18 protein-coding genes are annotated in these 22103 nt (G+C 70.8%); all 18 read left to right on the top strand.

Annotated elements, in window-relative coordinates; genetic code table 11:
- Positions 1 to 47 precede the first annotated feature (47 nt).
- The 18 genes from K8Z61_RS12520 (at position 48) to K8Z61_RS12435 (ending at position 22094) form a co-directional block, all read left to right on the top strand.
- Positions 48 to 1568, top strand: coding sequence for an aldehyde dehydrogenase (locus K8Z61_RS12520; protein ID WP_224129997.1), 1521 nt, complete (start codon positions 48 to 50; stop codon positions 1566 to 1568).
- Positions 1569 to 1596: 28 nt separating this feature from the next.
- Positions 1597 to 1821, top strand: coding sequence for a ferredoxin (locus tag K8Z61_RS12515; protein ID WP_224129995.1), 225 nt, complete (start codon positions 1597 to 1599; stop codon positions 1819 to 1821).
- Positions 1822 to 1854: 33 nt separating this feature from the next.
- On the top strand, positions 1855 to 3087 hold the full coding sequence (locus K8Z61_RS12510; RefSeq protein ID WP_224129993.1) for a cytochrome P450: 1233 nt from the start codon (positions 1855 to 1857) through the stop codon (positions 3085 to 3087).
- A 66-nt stretch (positions 3088 to 3153) separates the two neighbouring features.
- Positions 3154 to 3543, top strand: a complete 390-nt coding sequence (locus K8Z61_RS12505) for an SCP2 sterol-binding domain-containing protein (protein ID WP_224129991.1) — start codon at positions 3154 to 3156, stop codon at positions 3541 to 3543.
- A 283-nt stretch (positions 3544 to 3826) separates the two neighbouring features.
- Positions 3827 to 4939, top strand: a complete 1113-nt coding sequence (locus K8Z61_RS12500; RefSeq protein ID WP_224129989.1) for an NDMA-dependent alcohol dehydrogenase — start codon at positions 3827 to 3829, stop codon at positions 4937 to 4939.
- Between the two features lie 290 nt (positions 4940 to 5229).
- Positions 5230 to 5970 (top strand): ABC transporter permease, encoded by a 741-nt coding sequence (locus K8Z61_RS12495; RefSeq protein WP_224129988.1) that lies wholly within the window; start codon positions 5230 to 5232, stop codon positions 5968 to 5970.
- Positions 5967 to 6821: an ABC transporter permease gene (locus K8Z61_RS12490; RefSeq protein ID WP_224129986.1), complete on the top strand. Its 855-nt coding sequence runs from the start codon at positions 5967 to 5969 to the stop codon at positions 6819 to 6821. The genes K8Z61_RS12495 and K8Z61_RS12490 overlap by 4 nt, the downstream gene beginning before the upstream one ends.
- Positions 6822 to 6848: 27 nt before the next feature.
- Positions 6849 to 7652 carry an ABC transporter ATP-binding protein gene (locus K8Z61_RS12485; protein ID WP_224129983.1) on the top strand — a complete coding sequence of 268 codons (804 nt, stop codon included), beginning with the start codon at positions 6849 to 6851 and terminating at the stop codon, positions 7650 to 7652.
- A 1-nt stretch (position 7653) separates the two neighbouring features.
- Positions 7654 to 8901: an MlaD family protein gene (locus K8Z61_RS12480; RefSeq protein WP_224129981.1), complete on the top strand. Its 1248-nt coding sequence runs from the start codon at positions 7654 to 7656 to the stop codon at positions 8899 to 8901.
- Positions 8898 to 10442, top strand: coding sequence for an MlaD family protein (locus K8Z61_RS12475; protein ID WP_224129979.1), 1545 nt, complete (start codon positions 8898 to 8900; stop codon positions 10440 to 10442). The genes K8Z61_RS12480 and K8Z61_RS12475 overlap by 4 nt, the downstream gene beginning before the upstream one ends.
- Positions 10439 to 11689 carry an MlaD family protein gene (locus K8Z61_RS12470; protein ID WP_224129977.1) on the top strand — a complete coding sequence of 417 codons (1251 nt, stop codon included), beginning with the start codon at positions 10439 to 10441 and terminating at the stop codon, positions 11687 to 11689. Before K8Z61_RS12475 ends, K8Z61_RS12470 begins: the two co-directional genes overlap by 4 nt.
- Positions 11690 to 11699: 10 nt before the next feature.
- A complete protein-coding gene (locus K8Z61_RS12465; protein WP_224129975.1) occupies positions 11700 to 13043 on the top strand; it encodes an MlaD family protein in 1344 nt (447 codons plus the stop codon).
- Positions 13040 to 14287: an MlaD family protein gene (locus tag K8Z61_RS12460; protein WP_224129972.1), complete on the top strand. Its 1248-nt coding sequence runs from the start codon at positions 13040 to 13042 to the stop codon at positions 14285 to 14287. Before K8Z61_RS12465 ends, K8Z61_RS12460 begins: the two co-directional genes overlap by 4 nt.
- Positions 14287 to 15591, top strand: coding sequence for an MlaD family protein (locus tag K8Z61_RS12455; protein ID WP_224129970.1), 1305 nt, complete (start codon positions 14287 to 14289; stop codon positions 15589 to 15591). The genes K8Z61_RS12460 and K8Z61_RS12455 overlap by 1 nt, the downstream gene beginning before the upstream one ends.
- The gene (locus K8Z61_RS12450; protein ID WP_224129968.1) at positions 15588 to 17915 is read left to right on the top strand and encodes an MMPL family transporter; all 2328 of its coding nucleotides are present in this window, start codon (positions 15588 to 15590) and stop codon (positions 17913 to 17915) included. Before K8Z61_RS12455 ends, K8Z61_RS12450 begins: the two co-directional genes overlap by 4 nt.
- Complete coding sequence (locus tag K8Z61_RS12445; protein WP_224129966.1) at positions 17912 to 18988, top strand: peptidyl-prolyl cis-trans isomerase; 1077 nt, start codon at positions 17912 to 17914, stop codon at positions 18986 to 18988. The genes K8Z61_RS12450 and K8Z61_RS12445 overlap by 4 nt, the downstream gene beginning before the upstream one ends.
- Positions 18985 to 20637 (top strand): FAD-dependent oxidoreductase, encoded by a 1653-nt coding sequence (locus K8Z61_RS12440; RefSeq protein WP_224129964.1) that lies wholly within the window; start codon positions 18985 to 18987, stop codon positions 20635 to 20637. Before K8Z61_RS12445 ends, K8Z61_RS12440 begins: the two co-directional genes overlap by 4 nt.
- Positions 20634 to 22094, top strand: coding sequence for an acetyl-CoA acetyltransferase (locus K8Z61_RS12435; protein WP_224129962.1), 1461 nt, complete (start codon positions 20634 to 20636; stop codon positions 22092 to 22094). The genes K8Z61_RS12440 and K8Z61_RS12435 overlap by 4 nt, the downstream gene beginning before the upstream one ends.
- The last annotated feature ends 9 nt before the right edge of the window (positions 22095 to 22103 follow it).

Below are 22103 nucleotides of genomic sequence, written 5' to 3'. Positions count from 1 at the left end.
TAATGTAGATAGGTTTAGCGCCGTGACTGCGGTCACACTCCGCTTTCGTGAAAGGCCAGGTCATGCGCAGGTTCAGCAGCTTCATCGACGGCCAGTGGGTCGAGCCGGTCGCTCCGGTCGGGATCCTGCCGGTCGACGACCCGTCGACGGGAGAGCTCATCGGGGAGATCGCCGAATGCGGCCCCGGCGATGTGGAGGCCGCCGTCGCCGCTGCGCGACGTGCGTTCGAGGGTCCGTGGGGACGACTCTCCGTGCGCGACCGGGCGCGTGCGCTGACCGACCTCGCCAGCGCCCTGGAGAGCCGGTTCGACGAGCTCGTGCCGGAGATGATCGCCGACACGGGCGCCACGGCCCGGTTCTGCCCGATGCTCCAGGTCGGAGCGCCCATGGCGCATCTGCGCGACTTCGCCGACATGGCTCACCTGCTGGAGCGGCCCGAGGCGTTCCCCGTCGACACCCTGCCGGGGTTCGGGCAGTGGGAGCTCCACCGCGAGCCAGTCGGCGTGGTCGGCGCGTTCACCCCCTACAACTTCCCGCTGTTCATGTGCGTGTGGAAGGTCGCCCCCGCGCTTCTCGCCGGCAACACGGTCGTGCTCAAGCCCTCTCCGCTCACGCCCGTCGGACCGGAGGCCCTCGCGCGAGCGGTCCTCGAGGCCGGCATCCCGCCGGGCGTGATCAACATCGTCCACGGCGATCGAGTCGCTGGCGAGGCGCTCGTAGCGCATCCGGGCGTCGACCTGATCAGCTTCACCGGCAGCACCGCCGTCGGCACACGCGTCATGGCGGCTGCGGCGGCGGGCGCGAAGGAGGTCATCCTGGAGCTCGGTGGCAAGTCGCCTGCGCTCGTCCTGCCCGACGCCGATGTCGAGCTCGCCGTCCGCGGAACGATCTTCAGCAGCATGATGCACGCCGGCCAGGCCTGCGTGGCCACGACCCGCATGCTCGTGCCGGACGAGCGGTACGACGAGATCGTCGAGCTCGTCGCCCAGCGCGCCGCCGCGCTGCGCCTGGGGCCGGCCGCGGACTTCGGCACCGACGTCGGCCCGGTGATCAGCGATGCCGCACGCGTCCGCGTCGAGAAGCTGATCGCGGCCGCGACCGAGCGGGGTGCACGAGTGCTCGTCGGAGGCGACGGACTCGGCGACGTCCCGGCGGGCGGCCACTACGTCGCGCCCACCGTGCTGGTCGACCTGGACAACGACAACCCGGCCGCGCGCGAGGAGATCTTCGCGCCGGTGCTCTCCGTGATCCGCTACCGGGGCGTCGAGGAGGGCATCCGCATCGCCAACGACACCCCCTACGGTCTCGCGGCGGCGGTCTGGGGACGGGACCTCCGACGTGCGCGGGAGGTCGCGCTGCGAATCAGGGGCGGCCTGACCTGGATCAACGACGTCGCCCAGGCGGACGTCGCGCGAACGCCCCTCAGCGGACGGGGGATGAGCGGCGTCGGCGCCGAGAACGGACGCGACGGGCTCCTCGCCTACACGAAGGTGCGCAGCCTCTACACCGCCCTCGACGCCGATCTCGATGCCCGTGCCTACGGCGTCGTCGGCAGCGACTGGGACTGATCCACCCCACCATCACAGGAGCGTCCCCATGACCACCCACGCCCCCGCCGCCCTCCGGCCCGAGATCGACCTCGACGTCTGCAAGGGCCACGGCCGCTGCTACATGACGGCGCCGGATGTCTTCGACTGCGATGACGACGGCTACCCCGTCGTGCTCGGGAGCGCGACCACCTCGGCTGCGATCCGCGAGGTCGAGCGCGCTGCCGCGAACTGCCCTGAGAAGGCCATCACCCTCCATCCCGACGTCCGCTGACGTCGCCGCCCACCAGTCACGAGGAGCACTCCGATGACGGAGCTCAAGGACGCAGCGAGTCCTGACATCCAGGTCGACTTCGACATCCACTCGCCGGACGCCGTCGAGAAGGTCTACGACACCTACGCCGACCTCCGCTCGACCTGCCCGGTCGCGCACTCGACGCGGTACGGCGGCCACTTCGTCGCCACCAGGTACGACGACATCCACGACATCGTGCGCAACCCGTCGGTGTTCTCGAGCAGCCAGATCAACGTCCCCGACTCGATCGGCCAGGACGGCGAGATGATCCCGATCCAGATCGACCCGCCGGACCACACCGTCTACCGGAGGCTCATCACCCCGCTCTTCTCGCCCAAGCGCATGGCCGCCCTCGAGCCACAGATCCGCGATCTGGTCGTCAGGCTGCTCGACGACATGGCGGGGCGCGACAGGGTGGACTTCATCGAGGCGTTCGCCCGCGAGCTCCCCAGCCAGGTGTTCCTCGCCCTCATGGGCTGGGACATCGCCGACGCACCGCGTCTGATCGAGTGGGTCGACACCATGGTCCTCGGCGTTCCCGGCGCCTCCGAGGAGGAGAGCCTCGCCGCCCGCGAGGCCGCTGGCATGGAGGTCTACGCCTACTTCGCCGAGATGATCGACGATCGCGAGGAGAGCCCGCGCTCCGGCGAGGACGAGGACGAGGACATCACCCAGATCCTCATGGACGGCACCTTCGACGGTCGCCCGCTCACCCAGTTCGAGATCCTCAACATCCTCCTGCTGATGATGATCGGAGGACTGCACACGGTGCAGGGGCAGCTGGCCCACAGCGTCATCTACCTGGCCGAGCACCCGGAGGCACGCCAGGAGATCCTCGACGACCCTGACGTCATCCCGTCGGCGGTCGAGGAGATGCTGCGCTACGAGTCCGCGATCTGCCCGGCCCGCAAGGTGACCCAGGACGTCGTGGTCGGCGACGTCCAGCTGCGGCAGGGCGACGTCATCCTCGTCCCGTTCGGTGCTGCGAATCGCGACCCGGAGAAGTTCCCGGAGCCCGACTCCGTCGACCTGCGCCGCGATCCCAACCCGCACCTCGCGTTCGGCGCCGGCAACCACCGCTGCGTCGGCAGCCACCTGGCCCGCCTCGAGCTGCGCATCGCCTTCGAGGAGCTGCACCGCCGCTTCCCGCACTACCGACTCGACCCGTCGGACCCGCCGGTCCGTCACCTCAGCCAGGTCAAGGGCGTGCATCGCCTGCCCCTGATCCTCGGCGAGTCGGCCTGAGCGCCAACTCCGCCGATCGTCCCCCCGCACCTCCGCAGAAGCACACCCGTCCCAAGGAGAACGCAGATGACCGTCAAGCTCGGAACAGTGGAGTTCTACGAGGCCATGGCCGACGCCCTCAACAACGACCCGGTCTGGGCTGAGAAGGGCAAGAAGATCGACTTCGACATGGCCTACAAGTACGAGGCCCCCCAGGAGGGCCAGTTCTTCGTGAGCTTCGAGCAGGGCAAGGTGGTGGAGGTCCGCGACGCCACGCAGGCCGACCTCGACGGCGCCGACTTCCTGATCAGCGGCAGCAGCGACGTCTGGCGAGGCTGCTTCGACGGCAGCATCAACCCCACGGTCGCCATGACGCGGGGCCAGCTCCGCGTGCGCGGCAAGATGGCCCAGATGCTCAAGAACATGCCCGCGTTCATGTACATCCAGGAGACGATGGGCAAGGTCGACTTCGAGTAGTCGTCGCCCCCGAGCCGCCCGTGCCGGCCCCGGCCCGGCCTCCGATCCGCGCCGTCAGACCGTCCCCCGGACGGCGTGCCGCCAGCCCCCGCAGATCCTGCCCCCAGCGGATCCGTGGGGGCTGGCGTGCGTTCGATCTGCGCCGGCGACATCGGGTCACTGCGGCACCGAGTGCCGCCGCTAATCGAACGAGATTCGGTATTGACACGCGTCACACCCGGAACGAGACTAACGACGTTAGATAAACGTGGTCGTCGTCACATCGCGAACGAAAGGCAGGCACATGAAGTCACGCGCTGCGGTCCTCTTCGAGGCTCCGGGGGACTGGGAGATCATCGAGGTCGACGTCGCCGAGCCGGGCGAGTTCGAGGTCCGCGTCCGCTACCAGCACGCGGGGCTGTGCCACTCCGACGACCACTACGCGAAGGGCGACGTCCCGGCGATGGCCTACCCCTTCTGCGGCGGCCACGAGGGCGCCGGGGTCGTCGAGTCGGTCGGCCCTGGCGTCCGTGACCTCAAGCCGGGCGACCACGTCGTCGCCGCCTTCATCCCCGGCTGCGGCCGGTGCACCTGGTGCGCTCGCGGCCAGCAGAACCTCTGCGACAACGGCGCGTACATGATGCTCGGCACGCAGCTCGACGGGACCTTCCGGCTCCACACCGACGACGGCACCCCGGTCGGCCAGTGCTCGCTCGTCTCGACCTTCTCCGAGTACTCCGTCCTCCCCGAGTGGGGAGCCATCAAGATCGATCCCGACATCCCACTGTCGGTGGCCGCGCTGGTCGGGTGCGGCGTGCCGACCGGCTGGGGCTCCGCGGTCAACGCCGCTCAGGTCCGACCCGGCGACGTCGTCATCGTCATGGGCGCCGGCGGCATCGGCATCAACGCGATCCAGGGGGCGAAGTTCGCGGGCGCATCCCGCATCATCGCCGTCGATCCCGCCCCCTTCCACCGGGAGATGGCGCTCAAGCTCGGCGCCACGGACGCCTTCGAGAACATGCCCCAGGCGACCGACCTCGCGCAGGCGCTCACCAACGGTCAGGGCGCCGATAGCGCGATCGTGACGGTCGGCGTCGTGAACGGCGACCACGTCGCCGAGGCCTTCGCCTCGATCCGCAAGGCCGGCACGGTCGTCCTGACCAGCATGAGCAACGTGACCGAGTACGGCATCGACATCAGCCTGTTCGAGCTCGCGATGTACCAGAAGCGCATCCAGGGCGCCCTCTTCGGCATGATGCAGCCGACTCGCGCCGTCGTCGACATGCTCCGGCTCTACCGCGAGGGGCACCTCCTGCTCGACGAGCTCGTCACCCGACGCTACGCCCTGGAGGAGATCAACCAGGGCTACGCCGACATGCACGCGGGCATCAACCTTCGCGGCGTCATCGACTTCTGACCCTTCCCGACGCGCGTGGGATGGCACCCGGTGCCGTCCCTCGGCGATCGCCTTCCCTGCGTCTCGGCCGCGGCCTAGCGTGCGGTCCCGGACGTGACCGGTGCCACATCGTGAACGACGCGTCCGCGCGCTGCCATCCCTCCCCGACAGAACGGCCTCCCGTGACCAGCATCGCTCCCTCCGCCGCACCTCGGCGCGTCAGGCCCGTCGGACCGTACGACGGGCGCCTCAACGGCCCTCTGGGCATCCTGCCGGCAGCGGTCAGGCGCCCGGTGGCGGAGGCGGGCGGCATGATCCAGTTGCTCGCCCGGATCCTGGCGAGCGCCGTCCGGCATCCCGTCGGCTACTGGGGCGCGGTCGTGGACGACATGTACGCCACCATCAAGCAGGCCTGGGTGCCGATCGCTGCGGCGCTGTTCGGCTTCCTCGTCTTCATGTCGATCCTGACGGTCCAGTTCTTCGACATGGCGGGCGCTGCGCAGCTCTTCGGCCCCCTCCTCTTCCTGCAGTCGATGCGCACCTTCACCATGTGGATCAACTCCATGGTCGTGGCCGGAGTGATCGGCACGGCTCTCACCGCGGACGTCGGCGCGCGGAAGGTCCGCGAGGAGCTCGATGCGATGGAGGTCATGGGGATCGACCCGGTGCGCGATCTGGCGGTGCCCCGGGTCCTCTCGATCACGCTGATCACGACGCTCCTCGCCGTTCCGTCGCTGCTGGTGACGATGGTGTCGATGCAGTTCGGCGCGGCGTACGTCGCGCGCATGCCCGCCTCCCACTTCTACAGCAACCTGTTCGCCAACGTCTCCGGCACCGAGATCGTCTCCGTGGTGCTCAACAGCCTGCTCGTCGGACTGCTGATCGGGACGATCTGCTGCTACAAGGGGTTCACCGCCTCCGGTGGCGCCATCGGCCTGGGCCGCTCGGTGAACCAGGCCGTCGTCCTCTCCTTCGTCGCGGTGTGGGTACTCCAGCTCGCCTACAACGCGCTCCTGTTCGGCTTCTTCCCAGGTCTGGGGGCCTTCCGGTGACCGACATCCTCCCGCGCCCGCACGCCACGGAGCCGCCCGAGCCCGATGGCGCGGCCGGCACCGCCTCGGCCACGCCCAAGGCGTCACGACTCGAGCGGATCGGCGACTTCGTCGACTTCATGCTCGAGGCGATCCGCGAGATCCCGTACGCCGTCCGCGCCTACCCGGCCGAGATCATGCGGCACTGCGGACTGCTCATCCGGCAGAACTCGCTCGTCGTGCTGTTCATGCTCTTCATGCTGGGCGCGGTCCTCGGGCTGACCGCGCACTTCCTCTTCACCAGCATCGGCATCGACAGCTACATCGCGGCGGTGAACTCGGTCGGCGGGATGCGCGGCATCATCCAGGTCGTCTTCGGCTGGATCGTCGCCGCCAAGGTCGGCTGCGGCATCGTCGCCGAGCTCGGCGCCATGCGCATCAGCGACGAGATCGACGCCCTTGAGACCATGGGCATCCGGTCCATCGCCTTCCTGGTCAGCACCCGGATCGTCGCGATGTCGATCGTGATGCCGCTGCTGTTCATCGTCGCCCTGTCGGTCAACTTCTACGCCGGCTACCTCTTCAACGTCGACTTCCTCAACACCGTCTCCAGCGGTGGCTTCGAGTACTTCCTGTTCCTCTTCCAGAACGGCAGGGACTTCGCCATCTGCGTCATCTGGTCGTTCCTGCTGAGTCTGATGCTCGTGGTGGTGAGCTGCTACTTCGGCTTCACCGCGAGCGGCGGCCCCGTCGGCGTCGGGCGCAACACCGCCCAGTCGATGCTCGTGAACCTCGTCGGCATCTCGATCCTCTCGATGATGCTCGTGCAGCTCTTCTACGGCAACGACCCCAACGCCCCCATCGGCAACTGACCCTCGCTCGCTGTCCAGGAGAAGCCCATGACCGCTCTGACCGAGCGCCCGGCCGACACGGCCGACGGTGCCCGCCCCCCGCACGCGATCCGCATCCGCGGACTCCGCAAGAGCTTCGGCGGGCCCAACATCATGGACGGTGTCGACCTCGACTTCGTCGACAACGCCATCACCACCGTGCTCGGCCCCTCGGGCACGGGCAAGAGCGTCCTGCTCAAGCACATCGTCGGTCTCCTGGAGCCTGACGAGGGGTCGGTCGAGGTCTTCGGCCGCGACCTCTGGGCGGTTCCTGCGGCCGAGCGCTACGAGCTGCGCAAGCGCTTCGGCGTGCTCTTCCAGGATGGTGCGCTGTTCGGGTCGATGAACCTGTACGACAACACCGCCTTCCCCCTCCGCAAGCACACCGACAAGCCCGAGTCGGAGATCCGCCGGATCGTCATGGAACGACTCAGCGAGGTGGGTCTCGAGGGGGCGATCGCCAAGGCGCCGAACGAGATCTCCGGCGGCATGCGCAAGCGGGCCGGCTTCGCCCGTGCCCTCGTGATGCGTCCGGACGTCGTCCTCTTCGACGAGCCCGACAGCGGGCTCGATCCCGTGCGCACCAAGCTGCTCTCCCAGCTCATCTCGGAGGTGCACCGCGAGCACGGCGGCACCTACATCGTCATCACCCACGACATCCCGACCGCGAGGACGGTGAGCGACTACATCGCCGTGCTCTGGAAGGGCCGGATCATCCACTACGGGCCCGCGCAGGAGGCCTTCGAGTCCGACGACCCCTTCGTCCGGCAGTTCCTCAGCGGAGCCGCCGACGGACCGCTGGGGATGGACTGAGATGAGCCTGATCGCCTCGCACCGCCGGCTCCTCTCGATCGCGGCGGTGGTCATCGCGACGCTCGCGTGCCTCGGCATCCGCGCCGTGTCGGCCCGCGATCCCTACACGCTGACCATGCTGATGCCGGCTGCGGACGGCACCTTCGTCGGCGCCAAGGTCGTCGAGGGCGGCCAGCAGGTCGGCCACGTCTCCGACCTCGGCGTCCGCGACGGACAGGCCGCCGTGACGATCACGCTCGACGACGCCTTCGCCCCGGTCCCCGCGGGCACGAACGCCCGCATCAAGTGGGAGTCGGTCCTGGGCGCACGGATCGTCGAGCTGACGCCCGGAAAGGCGAGCAACCCACCCCTGGCCTCCGGGCACCTGGTGACGGGCAACCTCGAAGGCGTCGAGATCGACGACCTCCTCGCGACCCTGGACGCGCCCACGCGTGCGCAGGTCAAGAAGCTGGTGGGGAACCTCGATTCGACGTTGGCCGGGCACGAGACCGACCTCAACCGGACCCTCCTCGAGGCCGGGCCGACGTTCAAGACCCTGGGCGCGGTCGCAGCGGCCGTCGGACAGGACGGACCCGCGATCAGGCAGATCGTGCAGCAGTTGCACGGGGTGGCCGCGACCGTGGCTGGCCGCGACCAGCGACTGGCTGCGAGCGTCCGCCGTCTCAACACGCTCACGGCGGCCGTGGCTGGCCAGCAGCAGGCTCTCAGTCAGACCCTGGCCCGCCTGCCGGGCACGATCGACGCGGCGACCACGACGTTGAACGGCGTCGAGCAGCCGGTGACCGACACGCGCGCGGTGCTCAGGACCCTTCGGCCGACCGCCGATCGTCTGCCCGCCGTGGCCGCCGATCTCCGGCCGGTCCTCGCCGACGCGGCGCCGGCCCTGGCGCGTCTGCCGCGGACCCTGTCGTCAGCGGATTCGCTGCTCAAGCGGACCCCCGACCTCGTCGCGGGAGCCAACGACCTCCTGCCCGACCTCAACTCGTCGCTGCTCCAGGTCAACCCGATGGTCGCCTTCCTCCGTCCTTACACGCCCGAGCTGGTCGGCTGGCTCAGCAACTGGACAAGCCTGTTCGCCAGCCAGAACGCGTCAGGCAACTACGCACGCGCGCTGATCACGGCGTCGGCGTCGAGCCTCGACGACGTGCAGTCGCGGGTGCCGGTGGGTCAGAAGCAGGACGCCCGGCCGGCGCCCGGGTCACTCGCGGGACAGCCCTGGACCGACGCGAACGGAGATGCGATCCAGTGAAGATCCGGTTCCTGACGCCACTGCGGGCGATCGCGGCGGCGACCGCGCTCGCGCTCGTCGTGGGCGTGCTGCTCCTGCGTGGGGGCAGTGCTGACGACGACGTCGTCTACGGCAGCTTCGCCGACGCCAGCCCGCTGGACGTCGGCAGCGAGGTGCGTGCGTCCGGCGTCCGTGTGGGCTCGGTCGCGAGCATCGAGCTCGACGGCAAGGTGGCGCGCGTCGGTCTCCGCCTCGACCCCGAGGTGCTCCCGCTGCACCAGGACGCGTCCATGGCGATCCGGCCGATCAACCTGCTCGGCGAGAACTTCGTCAACCTCGACCCGGGCACCGCCGACGCTCCCGTGCTGCGAGGCCCTCTGCCCGCGTCCCAGACGAGCACCGACGTCACCCTGCAGGCGGTCCTGGACACCTTCGACGACCCGACCTCGACCGGTCTCGCAGCCCTCGTCAGCGAGCTCGGCGCAGGCGTCGACGGACGCGGATCCGAGATCGCCGGCGCCCTCACGGCACTGGGCCCGACCATGCAGCAGATCTCGCGTCTCGGCGATCTGCTGCGCGGCCAGAACGACGTCCTGCGGCGCCTCATCGACAATGCCGACCCCGTCGCGGCGGCCGTCTCCGGCAAGGACGGCCGACGCCTCGACGGCCTGATCCGGGAGGCGACCCGAACCCTCCACGCCCTGGCAGCGCAGCGCTCGGGCCTCGAGGCGACCGTCGCGGAGCTGCCGTCGACGCTCGCGCAGGCCCAGCGGACCCTGGGCAATCTCGACCGGGTGTCGAGGTCGACGACGCCGGTGCTTCGGCGTGCACGCCCGGTCACGCAGGATCTCGACCAGATCTCGCGGGAGATCTCCGACTTCACGGTGCAGGCCACCCCGGCCTTCGCCTCCTTCGACCGACTGTTCAAGGCAGCCGACCAGCTGCTGCGGGAGGCCGCGCCGATTACGCGAACGCTGCGCGAGCACGGTCCCCAGCTGCGCCGCTCGAGCCGCAATCTCGACCCGGCCACCGAGCAGGTGCTCGACCGCCACCTCGGCGACCTCATGGCCTTCGTGCGCAAGTGGTCGCTCAGCACGAACGGGCGCGACGGCATCAGCCACTACTTCCGGGGCGTCTTCCACGTGACGCCGGAGTCTCTGAACTCGCTCCTCGGAGCCGACGTCCTGCCGTCGATCGTCAAGGCCTCGCCCGGCGACGGGAACAGCACCCCCGACCAGGTGCTGCCCTCGGTGCCGCAGATCGACCTCGGTGGAGTGCTGCCGGGGGTCACCGGCTCGGTGTCGGGTCTGCTCGGCGGTCTGCTCGGCGGCGGCTCGGGCGGCGCCTCGAGCGGCGGCAAGGGGTCGGCATCGCCCGGTGTCAGCCCGAGCAAGGGCTCGCAGGGTCTCCTCGGCGGGCTCCTCGGCCAGCGCCGGTCCGCCACAGAACGCCGATCCCGTGTCGCGCAGCAGGACGACAGGACCAGTGCGACCGGCCTCACGGCCGACCAGGAGCAGTCGCTCCTGAACCAGCTGCTCGGCTCGACCGGAGGAACTCGATGACCAGACCGCTCCACCGGAACGACGTCCGGCGACTCGGCATCGGTGCCGTGACCCTCGTCGTCGCCCTGCTCATCGCGTGGATCGGGATCACGGTCCAGGGCGGCGGCCCGCTCCCCGGCAAGGGGTACACCACCGTCCAGGCGCGCTTCGAGGACGTCGGCACGATGAAGCCGCAGCAGAAGGTCACCGAGAACGGCGTGCGGATCGGCATGGTCACCGACATCTCCTACGACGCCGGCGCCGCCCTGGTGACGATGAGGCTCGACGGCGACGTGCCCGTCTACCGGAACGCTCAGGCTCGGATCGGGAACGAGTCGGCCCTCGGGAAGAAGTACGTCGACTTCGATCCCGGGACCGCCGCGGCCGGCCCCCTCGGAGACGCGCCGATCCCCACCTCGCGCACCAGGGACGCCGCCGATCTCAACGACGTCCTCCAGGCCTTCACACGGCCGGCGCGCCGTGGTCTCTCGACGTCCCTGACCCAGCTCGGCGGGGGCTTCGCGGGGCACGGTGACGACCTGCACACCGTCCTCGGCAGGGCGCCACGGCTGCTTGCCGGTGCGGACGACGTCGTCGGGGCCCTGGCAGCACCCCGCACGGAGCTCGACCGGCTGCTGGCGACCAGCGACGAGCTCACCAGCCAGTTCGCTGGCTCCGAGAACCAGCTGGCCTCCCTCATGGATCAGACCAGCACCACGCTCGAGGCGGTGAACGTCGACGACACGCGACCGCTGTCCCAGACGATCGAGCGCCTGCCTTCGACGCTCCGCACCGCTCGTGAAGGGCTGCGCGCCGTGGACCGTCCCCTCGCCCGTACTGCCTCGGCCATGCGGCGTCTCTCGCCGGCGGTCGACGACGTGGTCCGAGCGACACCCGACCTCCGCGGCTTCTTCCGTGAGTCGCCGCCGGTCGCCCTCACGGTGCAGCGTTTCACCAGCGCAGCCGGGCCCGCCGTCGAGACGCTCGTCCCTGCTGCCGAGGCACTCCGGCCGGTCCTGACCCGGCGTCTCGCCCGAGCGCTCGACCAGATCGACCCGTTCCTCGCCGGCATGGCTCCCTGGTGGCCGGACGCCGGGCATCTGCTCGCGAACAACAACATGCTCAGCGGCCACTTCTCGCCGACTAAGCACTACTTCAGCGCGATGCTCGCGTTCCCGGGGGTCTACAACGCGAGCGTGAAGGACCCCCTCGCCGACGTCGATCCCTATCCCGGCCCGGGCCGCGCCTTCGGCCGCAGCTACCAGTGAGGTCTCGACGATGACCGCCTCGACCGCGCTCTCGCGCGCCTCCTCCCTGGTCCCGACCACCCGGCGGGCCCGACGTGGCCTGGCCCTGCTGGTCGTGATCGCCGTGGTGATCACAGGACTGGCCTTCAAGAGCCAGATCAAGGCCCGACTCTCGGGCCGAGAGGTGATCCGCGCCGAGTTCGCGCAGAACTACAACCTGCAGCCCTACATCAGCAAGGTGAAGATGGCCGGCCTCCAGGTCGGCGTCGTCACCGGCGTCGACCGCACGGACGCGGGCACCGCCTTGGTGACCATGCGCATCGACGACAGCGCACGCGACCGCCTCGGCGACCATCCGTCGGCGCGAGTCGCACCCCTCACGATCCTCGGCGGTCAGTACGGCGTCGAGCTCACGCCGGGCGGCTCGGGCCCCTTCGCCGAGGGCGTCATCCCGGTCGACGACACCGCCACCCCCGTCGAGCTCGACCAGATCCTCGACGCCCTCCCCGCCGACACGCGGACCGCCACCCGCGGCCTGGTCCGCAACACGAACCGCGTCCTGGAGCAGGGTGGCTCGCAGGGCCTGCGGCGCCTCTCCGGCATCGCCCCCGGGGTGCTGCCTGACGCGGGCAGCCTCCTCCGGGGTCTCCAGGGAACGCGTCCGACCCAGGACCTCGCGTCGCTGGTCACCTACCTCCAGTCGACGGCCGAGGTGCTGGACCAGCGCCGGACCCGCGTCGGCGCGATGATCGACGACCTCGACCGCACCTCGGCGGCGCTGTCCTCCAGCAGCGACGACCTCGCGGCCACCATCGCCCAGATGCCCAGCACCCTGGACGCCACTGACCGCGGCGTCACGAAGCTGGATCGCACGTTGCAGCGGCTGGGGCGCACGACCCGTGCGATCACGCCCGCGGTCGAACGGCTCGGACCGCTCGTCGAGGTGCTCCAGCCGACGCTGCGGGAGGCACGACCGACGGTCGCCCAGCTCCCGCCGATCGTCGCCCGAGCGCAGCGCATCATCGCTCAGCTCGTCCCCACCGCGAGCGACGCCACGGCCGTGGTCGACGCGGTGCGCGGTCCGGTGATCAAGCGCGTCGACGGCCCGATCCTCGACTACCTGGCGCACACCTGGCGCGGCAAGAAGAACGGTCCGTACCCGAACAGCGGCGGCGGCATCCAGGCCGACAACAAGATGTACGAGGAGATCGCCTACATGATCGTCAACCTCGACCGCGCGTCGATGACGCAGGACGCCCAGGGCAGCCTGCTCAACTTCCAGGCCGGCGTGGGTCTGTCGACGATCCAGCCCCTGGCCCTGGACGAGGCGCTGGCGAAGCTCCTCCCGGCGGCACGCCAGGAGTTCCAGCGATGAGCCGGCTCACGACCGCCGTCGAGCGGATGCGGAACACGCCGGGGCTGGGTCGGGACGTCACTGCGATGATCGTGTGCCTCGCGCTCGCGACCGCGTGCGGCGCCTACATCCTCTCGCACCAGGCGTTCCAGGCTCCGTGGACGAAGACGTTCACCTTCCGCGCCGAGTTCGACAAGGCTCCTGCCGTGCGGCCGCAGTCGCTCCAGGAGGTGCGCATCGCCGGCGTCCAGGTCGGACGGATCACCGGAGCCGCTCCGACCGATCACGGGACGGCGATGGTCGACCTCAGCATCGACCCGCAGCAGACCGTCTACGAGAACGCCCGGGTCCTCCTGCGCACGAAGTCGCCGCTGAACGTCATGTACGTGACCCTCGATCCCGGTGGTCCGCCCGCGCGTCCCCTGCCGGCCGGCGGGACCATCCCGCTGGCCCAGACCTCCAGGATCGTGCAGCCGAACGAGATCCTGGACAAGCTCGACGCGCGAGCCCGGTTCGGGCTCACGAGCCTGCTCAACGAGCTCGACGTCGCCACCGCCCGCAACCCGCAGGCGTTGGGGACCGGCCTCACCGACACCGCGGCAGCCATGCGCAGCTTCCAGCCGGTGCTGGCCGAGCTACGAACCCGCCGGCAGAATCTCGCGCGTCTGGTCACCTCCTTCTCCCAGATCGCCCGCGCGGCCGGTGACGACGACGAGCGGCTCGTCGACCTCGTGGCCTCGAGTCAGGAGGCTCTGGACGCACTCGCCTCCCGCGACACCCAGGTCGCCCGGACGATCCGGTCGCTGCCCGGGTTCACGACTCGGCTACGCGGGTCGATGGCCAGCGTCGACGAGCTCACTGGCGAGCTGGATCCGACCCTGGACGACCTCAGCCGGGCCAGCGGCACGCTGCCGAAGGCCCTGGGCGATCTGACGGGAACCGTGACGGCCATCCGCCAGTTCGTCTCCGGCGCCGCTCCGGTCGTCGACCGCGCCGGCCCGGTGACTGCGGATCTCGAGCCCTTCGTCGGAGACGCCCGTGCGTCCGTGCGGAGCCTCAGGCCCCAGGCCGCGCTCCTTCCCCAGGCAACGCGCCGGATCGTGCCGTGGATGGAGGACCTGGCGGCCTTCGTGTACCAGACCTCCTCGGCCTTCAGCCTCTTCGACGCCAACGGCGGCATGGGCCGGGCCAACGTCAACCTCGACCTCACCAACCCCAGCGGCGGTCTGCAGGGCGAGGGCATCACGTCGAAGGGAACCCGCTGATGGTCGCCGACACCGGAAGCCGCATCGACCGCCGCAAGCCGGTCGCCGTCGTCCTGACGATCGTCCTCGCGTGCGCGCTCGGCTTCGTGTACCTCTTCACCCGTGCCGGTGGACACCTGCCCGGTCAGGATCGCGGATACGAGGTCAGCTTCCGCACCGCAGACCTCAAGAACGTCCAGCCCGATGGAGAGGTACGGATCGCAGGGGTCAAGGTCGGCTCGGTCGTCAGCCAGCGGGTCGTCGACCGGCAGGCCGAGGTGACGATCGCGCTCGACCCCGACTTCGCGCCGCTGCATCGGGGCGCGAAGGTGCGCATCGGCGTGAAGTCCGTCATCGGCCAGTCGTTCGTCGAGGTGACGGACGGCGACGGGCCCGAGCTCCCGGCGGGCTCGACGCTCACCGGTCGGTCCGTCGTCCCGGCCGTCGACATCGACGAGGTGATCTCCACCTTCGATCCCACCACTCGGCGCGCGCTCAGCGGCTTCCTGACGAGGATGGGACGGATGACGACCGGCACGAAGGGCTCCGTCGATCAGCTCCTCACCGGGCTCGGCGATCTCGGTCGGGGCGGCTACACGGCCGTCGACGCGCTGCAGGCACAGTCCACCGATCTGCAGGCCCTCGTGCGCGAGGCCAACACGATCCTGGGTGCGCTCAACACGGGTCGTGACCAGATCGGCCAGCTCGTCCGGAACGCCGACACCCTCACGCGGGCGACCTCCTCCCAGCAGGACGATCTCGCCCGGACCGTCCAGCGGCTGCCCGCGCTTCTCGACGCGGCCGGCACCGCGACCGGGACGCTCGACGGGCTGGGCGCCGACCTCGACCCCGTCGCCCGCGACCTCGACGCGGCCGCGCCGGACCTCCGCGCCGCGTCGACGCGACTGCCATCGGTGACCTCGAGCCTGCGGGGACTCCTGCCCGCCATGGACGCCTCCCTCGGACGAGCTCCCGCGACCCTCGACCAGGTTCCGGCTCTCTCGTCGAACCTCACGGCGGTCGCGCCCCAAGCCGACTACCTGCTGCGCAACGTCAGTCCGATGGTCGCCTACATGCGACCGTGGATGCTCGATCTCGGCTCGTTCTTCGGGAACTTCGGGGCCTCCTTCGACGCGCCGATCGAGAACGGGGTCCAGCCGGTCCGACTGGCGCCGATCTTCAACGAGTACAGCCTGCGCAACAACCCGCTCAAGCTGACCGGCCTGTCGGCGCTCCACTGGGTGAACCCGTACCCCTCGCCCGGTGGCGCCGCATCCCCGAAGCCGTACCGCGGCACGTACCCCCGCGTGGAGATGGACCGGTGACGCCTCGCCGTCTCCGCTCCTCGATCCCTCGGCTGCTGGTCCTTGCCGGCGTCCTCGCGCTGATCGGACTCGGCCTGTCGCGGGCTACCATCGACACCGGGGTGGGCTCCTTCGTGCCGACCGGCGATCGCGGGTACGACCAGCTGCAGCAGCGCGACGAACGATTCGGAGCAGATCCCGTCGTGGTGGTGCTGCACGGGAGCGCTCCGGACGGTCTGATCGCCTCCTCCGACCAGCTTCCCCGGCTGGTCGCCCTCGAGGGTGCCATCGCCCGGCTGGACGACGTGGCTGTCGTCTACGGCCCGGGCACCGTGCTGAACCAGACCGCCAGCACGATGCGCAACCTCCTCGCCCAGATCAGCGGGCGTCGGGACGCCATCGAGAACACCGCCCGGGCAGAGGCCCGGCAGCGTGGTCTAAGCGGAGCCGACGCGGCCCAGGCAGTCGACCGAGCGCTGACCGCCTTCGATCGTCGGTACGGCGCGCTGCTGACCGAGGCGATGCCCATGGGGTTGCCGGTGGTCCGCAACCAGCGCTTCGTCCGCAGCGTCATGTTCGACCGAGCAGGCGAGCCGCGCCCCGAGTGGCGCTTCCTCCTGCCCGACGCCAAGGCCGCCACGATCCTCGTTCGACCGCGGGTCGGGCTGGACCAGGCTCAGACGGCGGACCTGATCGAACGCATCCGGAGCACCGTGCAGGACGCTCGCACCGAGGGTCTGCAGACGAGCGATCCCCTCGTCTCCGGCGCGCCGGCCGTGACGGCCGCGATGTCGCGCGAGGCCACCCGGGATGCGCCACGCGTCGGAGTGATCGCGCTCGCGGCCGTGGGATCCGTCTTCCTCCTCGTGCCGTGGTCCCGCCGCCGGCGAGACCGCCTCCGGCCCCTGCTCACCGCCGTGCTCGGGACCGCGACGGTCGTCGCGGCCTTCGGGCTGGCCGACCGCTCCCTGTCCCTCGGTGCCGTGGCCTTCCTGCCGATCGTCCTCGGCATCGGATCCGACTTCCCGCTCTACCTCAGCCAGCCGGGCGAACGACGGCGGGTGCTGGTCGCGGCGGGCGCCGCCGTGGCCTGCTTCGCCAGTCTCGGGATCTCGAGCCTCCCGTTCGTCCGCGAGTTCGGCCTGGCGCTGTCGGCCGGCGTCGTCGTCACCGCAGCCTGGGCGCTCGCACTCGGACGGCGGCTGCCCGCCATCGAACCGGCCCGATCCGACGCGGACCGAGCGCCAACGCCGCGCTGGTCTCCCGGTCGGCGGGCCGTCGGGGGGCTGCTGGTCCTGGCGCTCGCCGCCTCGGTCGCCGGCTTCGTCGCGCTGGGTCGGATCTCCGTGCAAGCCGACCCCCAGGCGTTGGGCCGCGGACTCCCCGCGCTGGCAGACGCGGACCGCGCGGAGCGCGAGCTCGGGTTCAGCGGCGAGGTGAGCCTCGTGATCCGCCCGAGCGGTCCGGACGCCCCGCACGCGCTCACTCCGGCCAGTCTGGCCTGGGCACGCGACGCCGAGGAGCGCATCGCCGTCGAGCACGGTGACCGGATGCGTCCCCTGCTGACCATGGCCCAGCTGCTGCGCTTCCTCGGGCCCGAACCGTCGTCCGAGCAGGTCGATGCGGGCGCGAGTCTCGTCCCGCCCTACCTGCTCGATGCCGTGCTGGCCGGCGACGGATCGGCCGCGACCTCCACCTTCGGGGTACGCCTCGACGACCTCCGCGACCAGGACGCCCTGGTGCGCTCGCTGAGGCGCGATCTTCCGCCGCCCCCGGCGGGCTACGACGTCGAGGTCGTGGGACTGCCCGTGGTGGCGGCGAGCGGGCTGGCCGCGGTCTCGGCGAGCCGCTGGCTGATCGGTCTGCTGGCACTCGTCATGACGGGCGGTCTCATCGCCCTGGGGCTCCGCGATGGCCGACTGGCGGCGCAGGCGCTGTCGGCCTCGATCCTCGCATCGGGCTGGGTCTATCTCGGCCTGGGCGTCGCGGGCGTCGAGCTCAGCCCGCTGATGCTCGCCGTCGGCGCGTTGATCGCGGTGACGTCGTGCGAGTTCACCCTCATGCTCGACGCCGCTGAGCGCGAGCGGCCCTGGCTGCACCGCAGCGTCCTGACGGCTGCCGGTGCCGCGGTGGTCGGCTATCTCTGTCTCGGGCTCTCGACGCTGGCCGTGCTGCGCGACTTCGGACTGGTGCTCGCCTTCGGCGTGGTCGCCTCGCTGGCGGCTGCCCACCTCGTCGTCCTCCTCGCGCGTCCTCACCTCCGCCGCGACCGACGTGTCGCGCTCGTCCGATCCGAGATGCCGCCGACCGAACGTCCGGCGACACGCGTCAAGGAGACCGTGTGAAGAGCGTCCACCTGCCTGGAGTCACGATCGCGCCGCGTGGTCGCTCGGCCTGGCTCGCCGTCGCCGTCGCACTCGCCGTCGCCCTCAGCGGTGCGGTGCTGGTGTCCACGGCGTCGTGGTCGACCGTGTCGCTTCCCTGGCACCGCGCGGCCCTTCCGGACGACGTGGCTCTGGAGGTCGGCGGCTCGGCCGTGACGATCACCGCTCTGGACCGCCGGCTGTCGATCCTGAGCGCGCTGTACGGCGTCAAGGAGCCCAGCGATCCCGCCCAGCTCGACACCTTCCGAAGGGACGCGGCCAAGTCGATGGCCGTGAGCCTGGTGATCGAGCGCGCTGCCGCGGCCCGCGGCATCACCGTCCCGGAGACGAAGGCCCAGTCCCAGCTCTCCTCCCTGGTGTCGAGTCAGCTCGGTGGCGATCGCCGAGCCTTCGCCACGTACCTGGCCGCCGCCGGTCTCAGCGAGGCCGACGTGCTCGACGAGATCAGGCGCACGCTGCTCAATCAGCGGCTCTACGAGGAGGTCACCAAGGCGGTGCCGGCAGCGACCTCCGCCCAGGCACGCCAGGAGTACGACACACGTCGCAGCGCCATGCGCTCGCCCGAGCGTCGCGTCCTGTCGAACATCGTCGTCTCGACCCGCGCCCAGGCGACGAAGGTCATCGCCCTGCTGCGCAGCGGCCGCGGCTTCGCCCAGATCGCCAGAGCGGTGTCGCTCGACGCCGAGACCAAGGATGCGGGTGGACGCCTCGGAGCCGTCACCGAGGAGCAGCTCGAGACCCCCTACGCGGAGGCCGCCTTCGGCGCCCGACGAGGAGCCGTCTTCGGGCCGGTGCAGACCTCCAGCGGATGGAACGTCGGACGCGTCGACGCCGTGGAGGCCGGGCGGACGCTCGCCTTCGCCGAGGTCGAGCGGACGCTCCTGGAATCGCTGACCACCGAGGCCTCCCTGGAGGTCTGGCGCACCTACATGCGTGAGCAGCTGGACGCCGCCGACGTCGTCTATGCGCCCGCCTACCGCCCCGCCGACCCAGACGCGCTCCCAAGTGACGTCGCCGAGAAGGACACTCCATGACCCACGTGATCACGCGGGCCTGCTGCAACGACGCCGCGTGCGTGCCCGTCTGCCCGACCAGCTGCATCCACCCGACGCCCGACGAGCCCGACTACGCGACAGCCGAGATGCTCTACATCGATCCGGACGGCTGCATCGACTGCGGCGCCTGCGTCGACGTGTGTCCGGTCGGGGCGATCTCGGCGGACTACGACCTGGAGCCGCATCAAGCGCGCTTCGAGGAGATGAATCGACGCTGGTTCCTGGCGGCGCCTCCGCCGCCGGTGAAGCCCCCCGAGTCTCGGGATCGCCTCGCGCCACCGGCGGAGTCAGGGGGCGTCGCGCCGCTGCGGGTGGCGATCGTGGGATCAGGACCCTCGGCTGCCTACGCCGCCGAGGAGCTGCTCGGTCAGCGAGGGCTCGACGTCCGGATCGACATCGTGGAACGACTCCTCACCCCCGGCGGACTCGTGCGCTTCGGCGTCGCGCCCGACCACCAGGACACCAAGTCGGCGGGCGAGGCGCTGGCGAAGGTCCTGCGACGCCCGACCGTTCGAGCGCTGCTGGGCATCGAGGTTGGACGAGACCTCGATCCAGCCGATCTGCTCGCCCGCTACCACGCGGTCATCTACGCGACCGGTGCCGCCGCCGACCGGGCCCTCGGTATCCCCGGGGAGGACCTCGCCGGCAGCATCGCTGCGACGGAGCTCGTGGCCTGGTACAACGGCCACCCGGACGCCGCGTCGCTGCGAGTTCCGCTGGAGCACGAGCGAGCCGTCGTGATCGGCAACGGCAACGTCGCGCTGGACGTGGCGCGCGTGCTCCTCTCGCCGCCCGAGGTGCTCGCACGCACCGACATCGCAGACCACGCGCTCGACTCCCTCCGTCGCAGCCGGGTGCGCGAGGTCGTCGTCGTCGGACGCCGCGGACCGGTCCAGGCGGCGTTCACGACGCCGGAGCTCGTCGCGCTGCTCGAGTCCGAGGACCTCGGGCTCGCCGTCGACCTCCCCGGCGGCATCGCGATGCCGGAGACGCACCCCGATCCGATCATGAACCTGCGGTTGGAGCTGCTCCGCGAGGCGATGGGGAGGTCCGGAGCCGAGCGTGTCCTGCGGCTGCGCTTCCACGGTGCACCGCGACGCATCGAGGGGACCGACCGGGTCGAGGGGGTGACGATCGCGGAGACCCGGATGGGCGTCGCCGACGACCGCGACCACCTCCTGGCGACCGATCGCAGCGAGACCCTCGCGTGCGGGCTGGTTGTCAGAGCCGTCGGATACCGCCGGCACCACGTCCCGGGTCTTCCCGCACCCAGCGACGGGTCGCCCGTCGCCCACCGCGAGGGGCGTGTCGTCGGGGCGGAGGGTCACGTGCTCGACGGCGTCTACGTCACGGGCTGGGCCAAGCGCGGAGCCAACGGCGTCATCGGCACGAACAAGCGGTGCGCGCAGGAGACGGTTCGCTCGGTGCTGGCCGATCACGCCGCCGGGCTCCTGTCGGTGTCGGACGGCACCGACCTGCTGACCTGCGTGCCCCAGGCTCACGGCGTCGACGACTGGCGGGTCCTCGACGAGCACGAGCGAGCCGAGGGCCGGGCTCAGCGGCGTCCGAGGGTCAAGCTCGTCGCGGAGACGGCGCAGCGCGACGTCCTCGCGGGAGCGGCGCGATGATCGACCCCCGCACCCCGGTGCTGGTGGGTGGCGGCCAGCTGAACCGACGTGAAGACCCGGTGGAGCCCGTCGATCTCATCGTCGAGGCGGTGCGTGCCGCCGCGTCCGACGCCGAGGCGCCCTCGCTGACGCGCGCGATCGACTCGGTGCGGATCGTCGGGATGCTGAGCTGGCGCTACCGCGATCCCGGGCTGCTGGTCGGCGAGCGGCTCGGCGCGGCCGTCCGGCACACCGTCTACACGGGCAACGGCGGCTCGTACCCGCAAGCCCTGGTCAACGAGGCTGCGGAGGACATCGCGGCCGGACGCTGCGACGTCGTGGTCGTCGGAGGAGCCGAGGCGTGGCGGACCCGCATGAGGCTCAAGCGGGAGGGTCGCCGTCCGGAGTGGACGGTGCAGGACGAGGCCCTTGAGCCGACCGCATGGCACCCGGACGTGCCGATGCGGCACCCGAGCGAGGTGGCCGCAGGACTCGACCGACCGGCCCACGTCTATCCGCTGTTCGAAAGCGCGCTGCGGATCGCGGCCGGCCGAACGCCCGAGGCGCACCTGGATCGCATCTCCCGGCTCTGGGCACGCTTCAGCGAGGTCGCGGAGAAGAACCCGCATGCGTGGACGCCGCGGGCCCACTCGGCCGAGCAGATCGCGACACCCTCGGCGTCCAACCGGATGATCTCCTCGCCGTATCCGAAGCTGATGAACTCGAACAACTCCGTCGAGCAGTCCGCCGCGGTCATCGTCTGCTCCGCTGCAGCCGCCGAGCGGTGGGGAGTCCCCCGCGATCGGTGGGTCTTCCTCGCCTCGGGGGCGGAGGCGGCCGACGCCGCAGCCATCGCCGCGCGACCCGACCTCCACCGCTCGCGCGCGATCCGCGCGGCGGCCGCGGCGGCCCTGATCCACGCCGGCTTGAGGGTCGAGGACCTGGGCCCGGTGGATCTCTACTCCTGCTTCCCGTCGGCCGTGCAGGTGGCCGCCCAGGAGGTCGGGCTCGCGGACGACGATCCGGCGCGATCGCTCACGGTCACCGGGGGGCTGACCTTCGCGGGAGGTCCCTGGAACAACTACTCGACTCACGCCATCGCCTCGATGCTCGACGCGGTTCGCGAGACCGGCCTCCCGGGGCTCGTGACGGCCAACAGCGGATACCTGACCAAGCATGCCGTGGGGGTCTACGGCCCGCGGCCGACCGGGCCCTTCGCGCGGCACCGCCTGGAGCCGGACGTCCGACCCATTCCCATCCGACTGGATCACGAGGGCGTCGGAACTCTCGAGGCATGGACGGTGCGCTACGACCGCGAGGGGGAGCCTGACCGCGCCATGGCGTCGATCCGCACCGGCGATGGTGCCCGAGTGCTGGCCGCGAGCGACTCCCGTGCCGTGATCGACCACCTGACGGTCACCGCTGCCGAAGGGGCCAGCGTCATGGTCTCCGGTGGCTCCCGCTTCGAGCTCGTCTGACGCGAGTGG

Origin of the sequence: Nocardioides sp. TRM66260-LWL (genome assembly GCF_020075545.1) — a bacterium.
Lineage (GTDB): Bacteria > Actinomycetota > Actinomycetes > Propionibacteriales > Nocardioidaceae > Nocardioides.
Note: the sequence above shows the minus strand (reverse complement) of the source record. Positions and strands in the feature narration are given on the sequence as shown.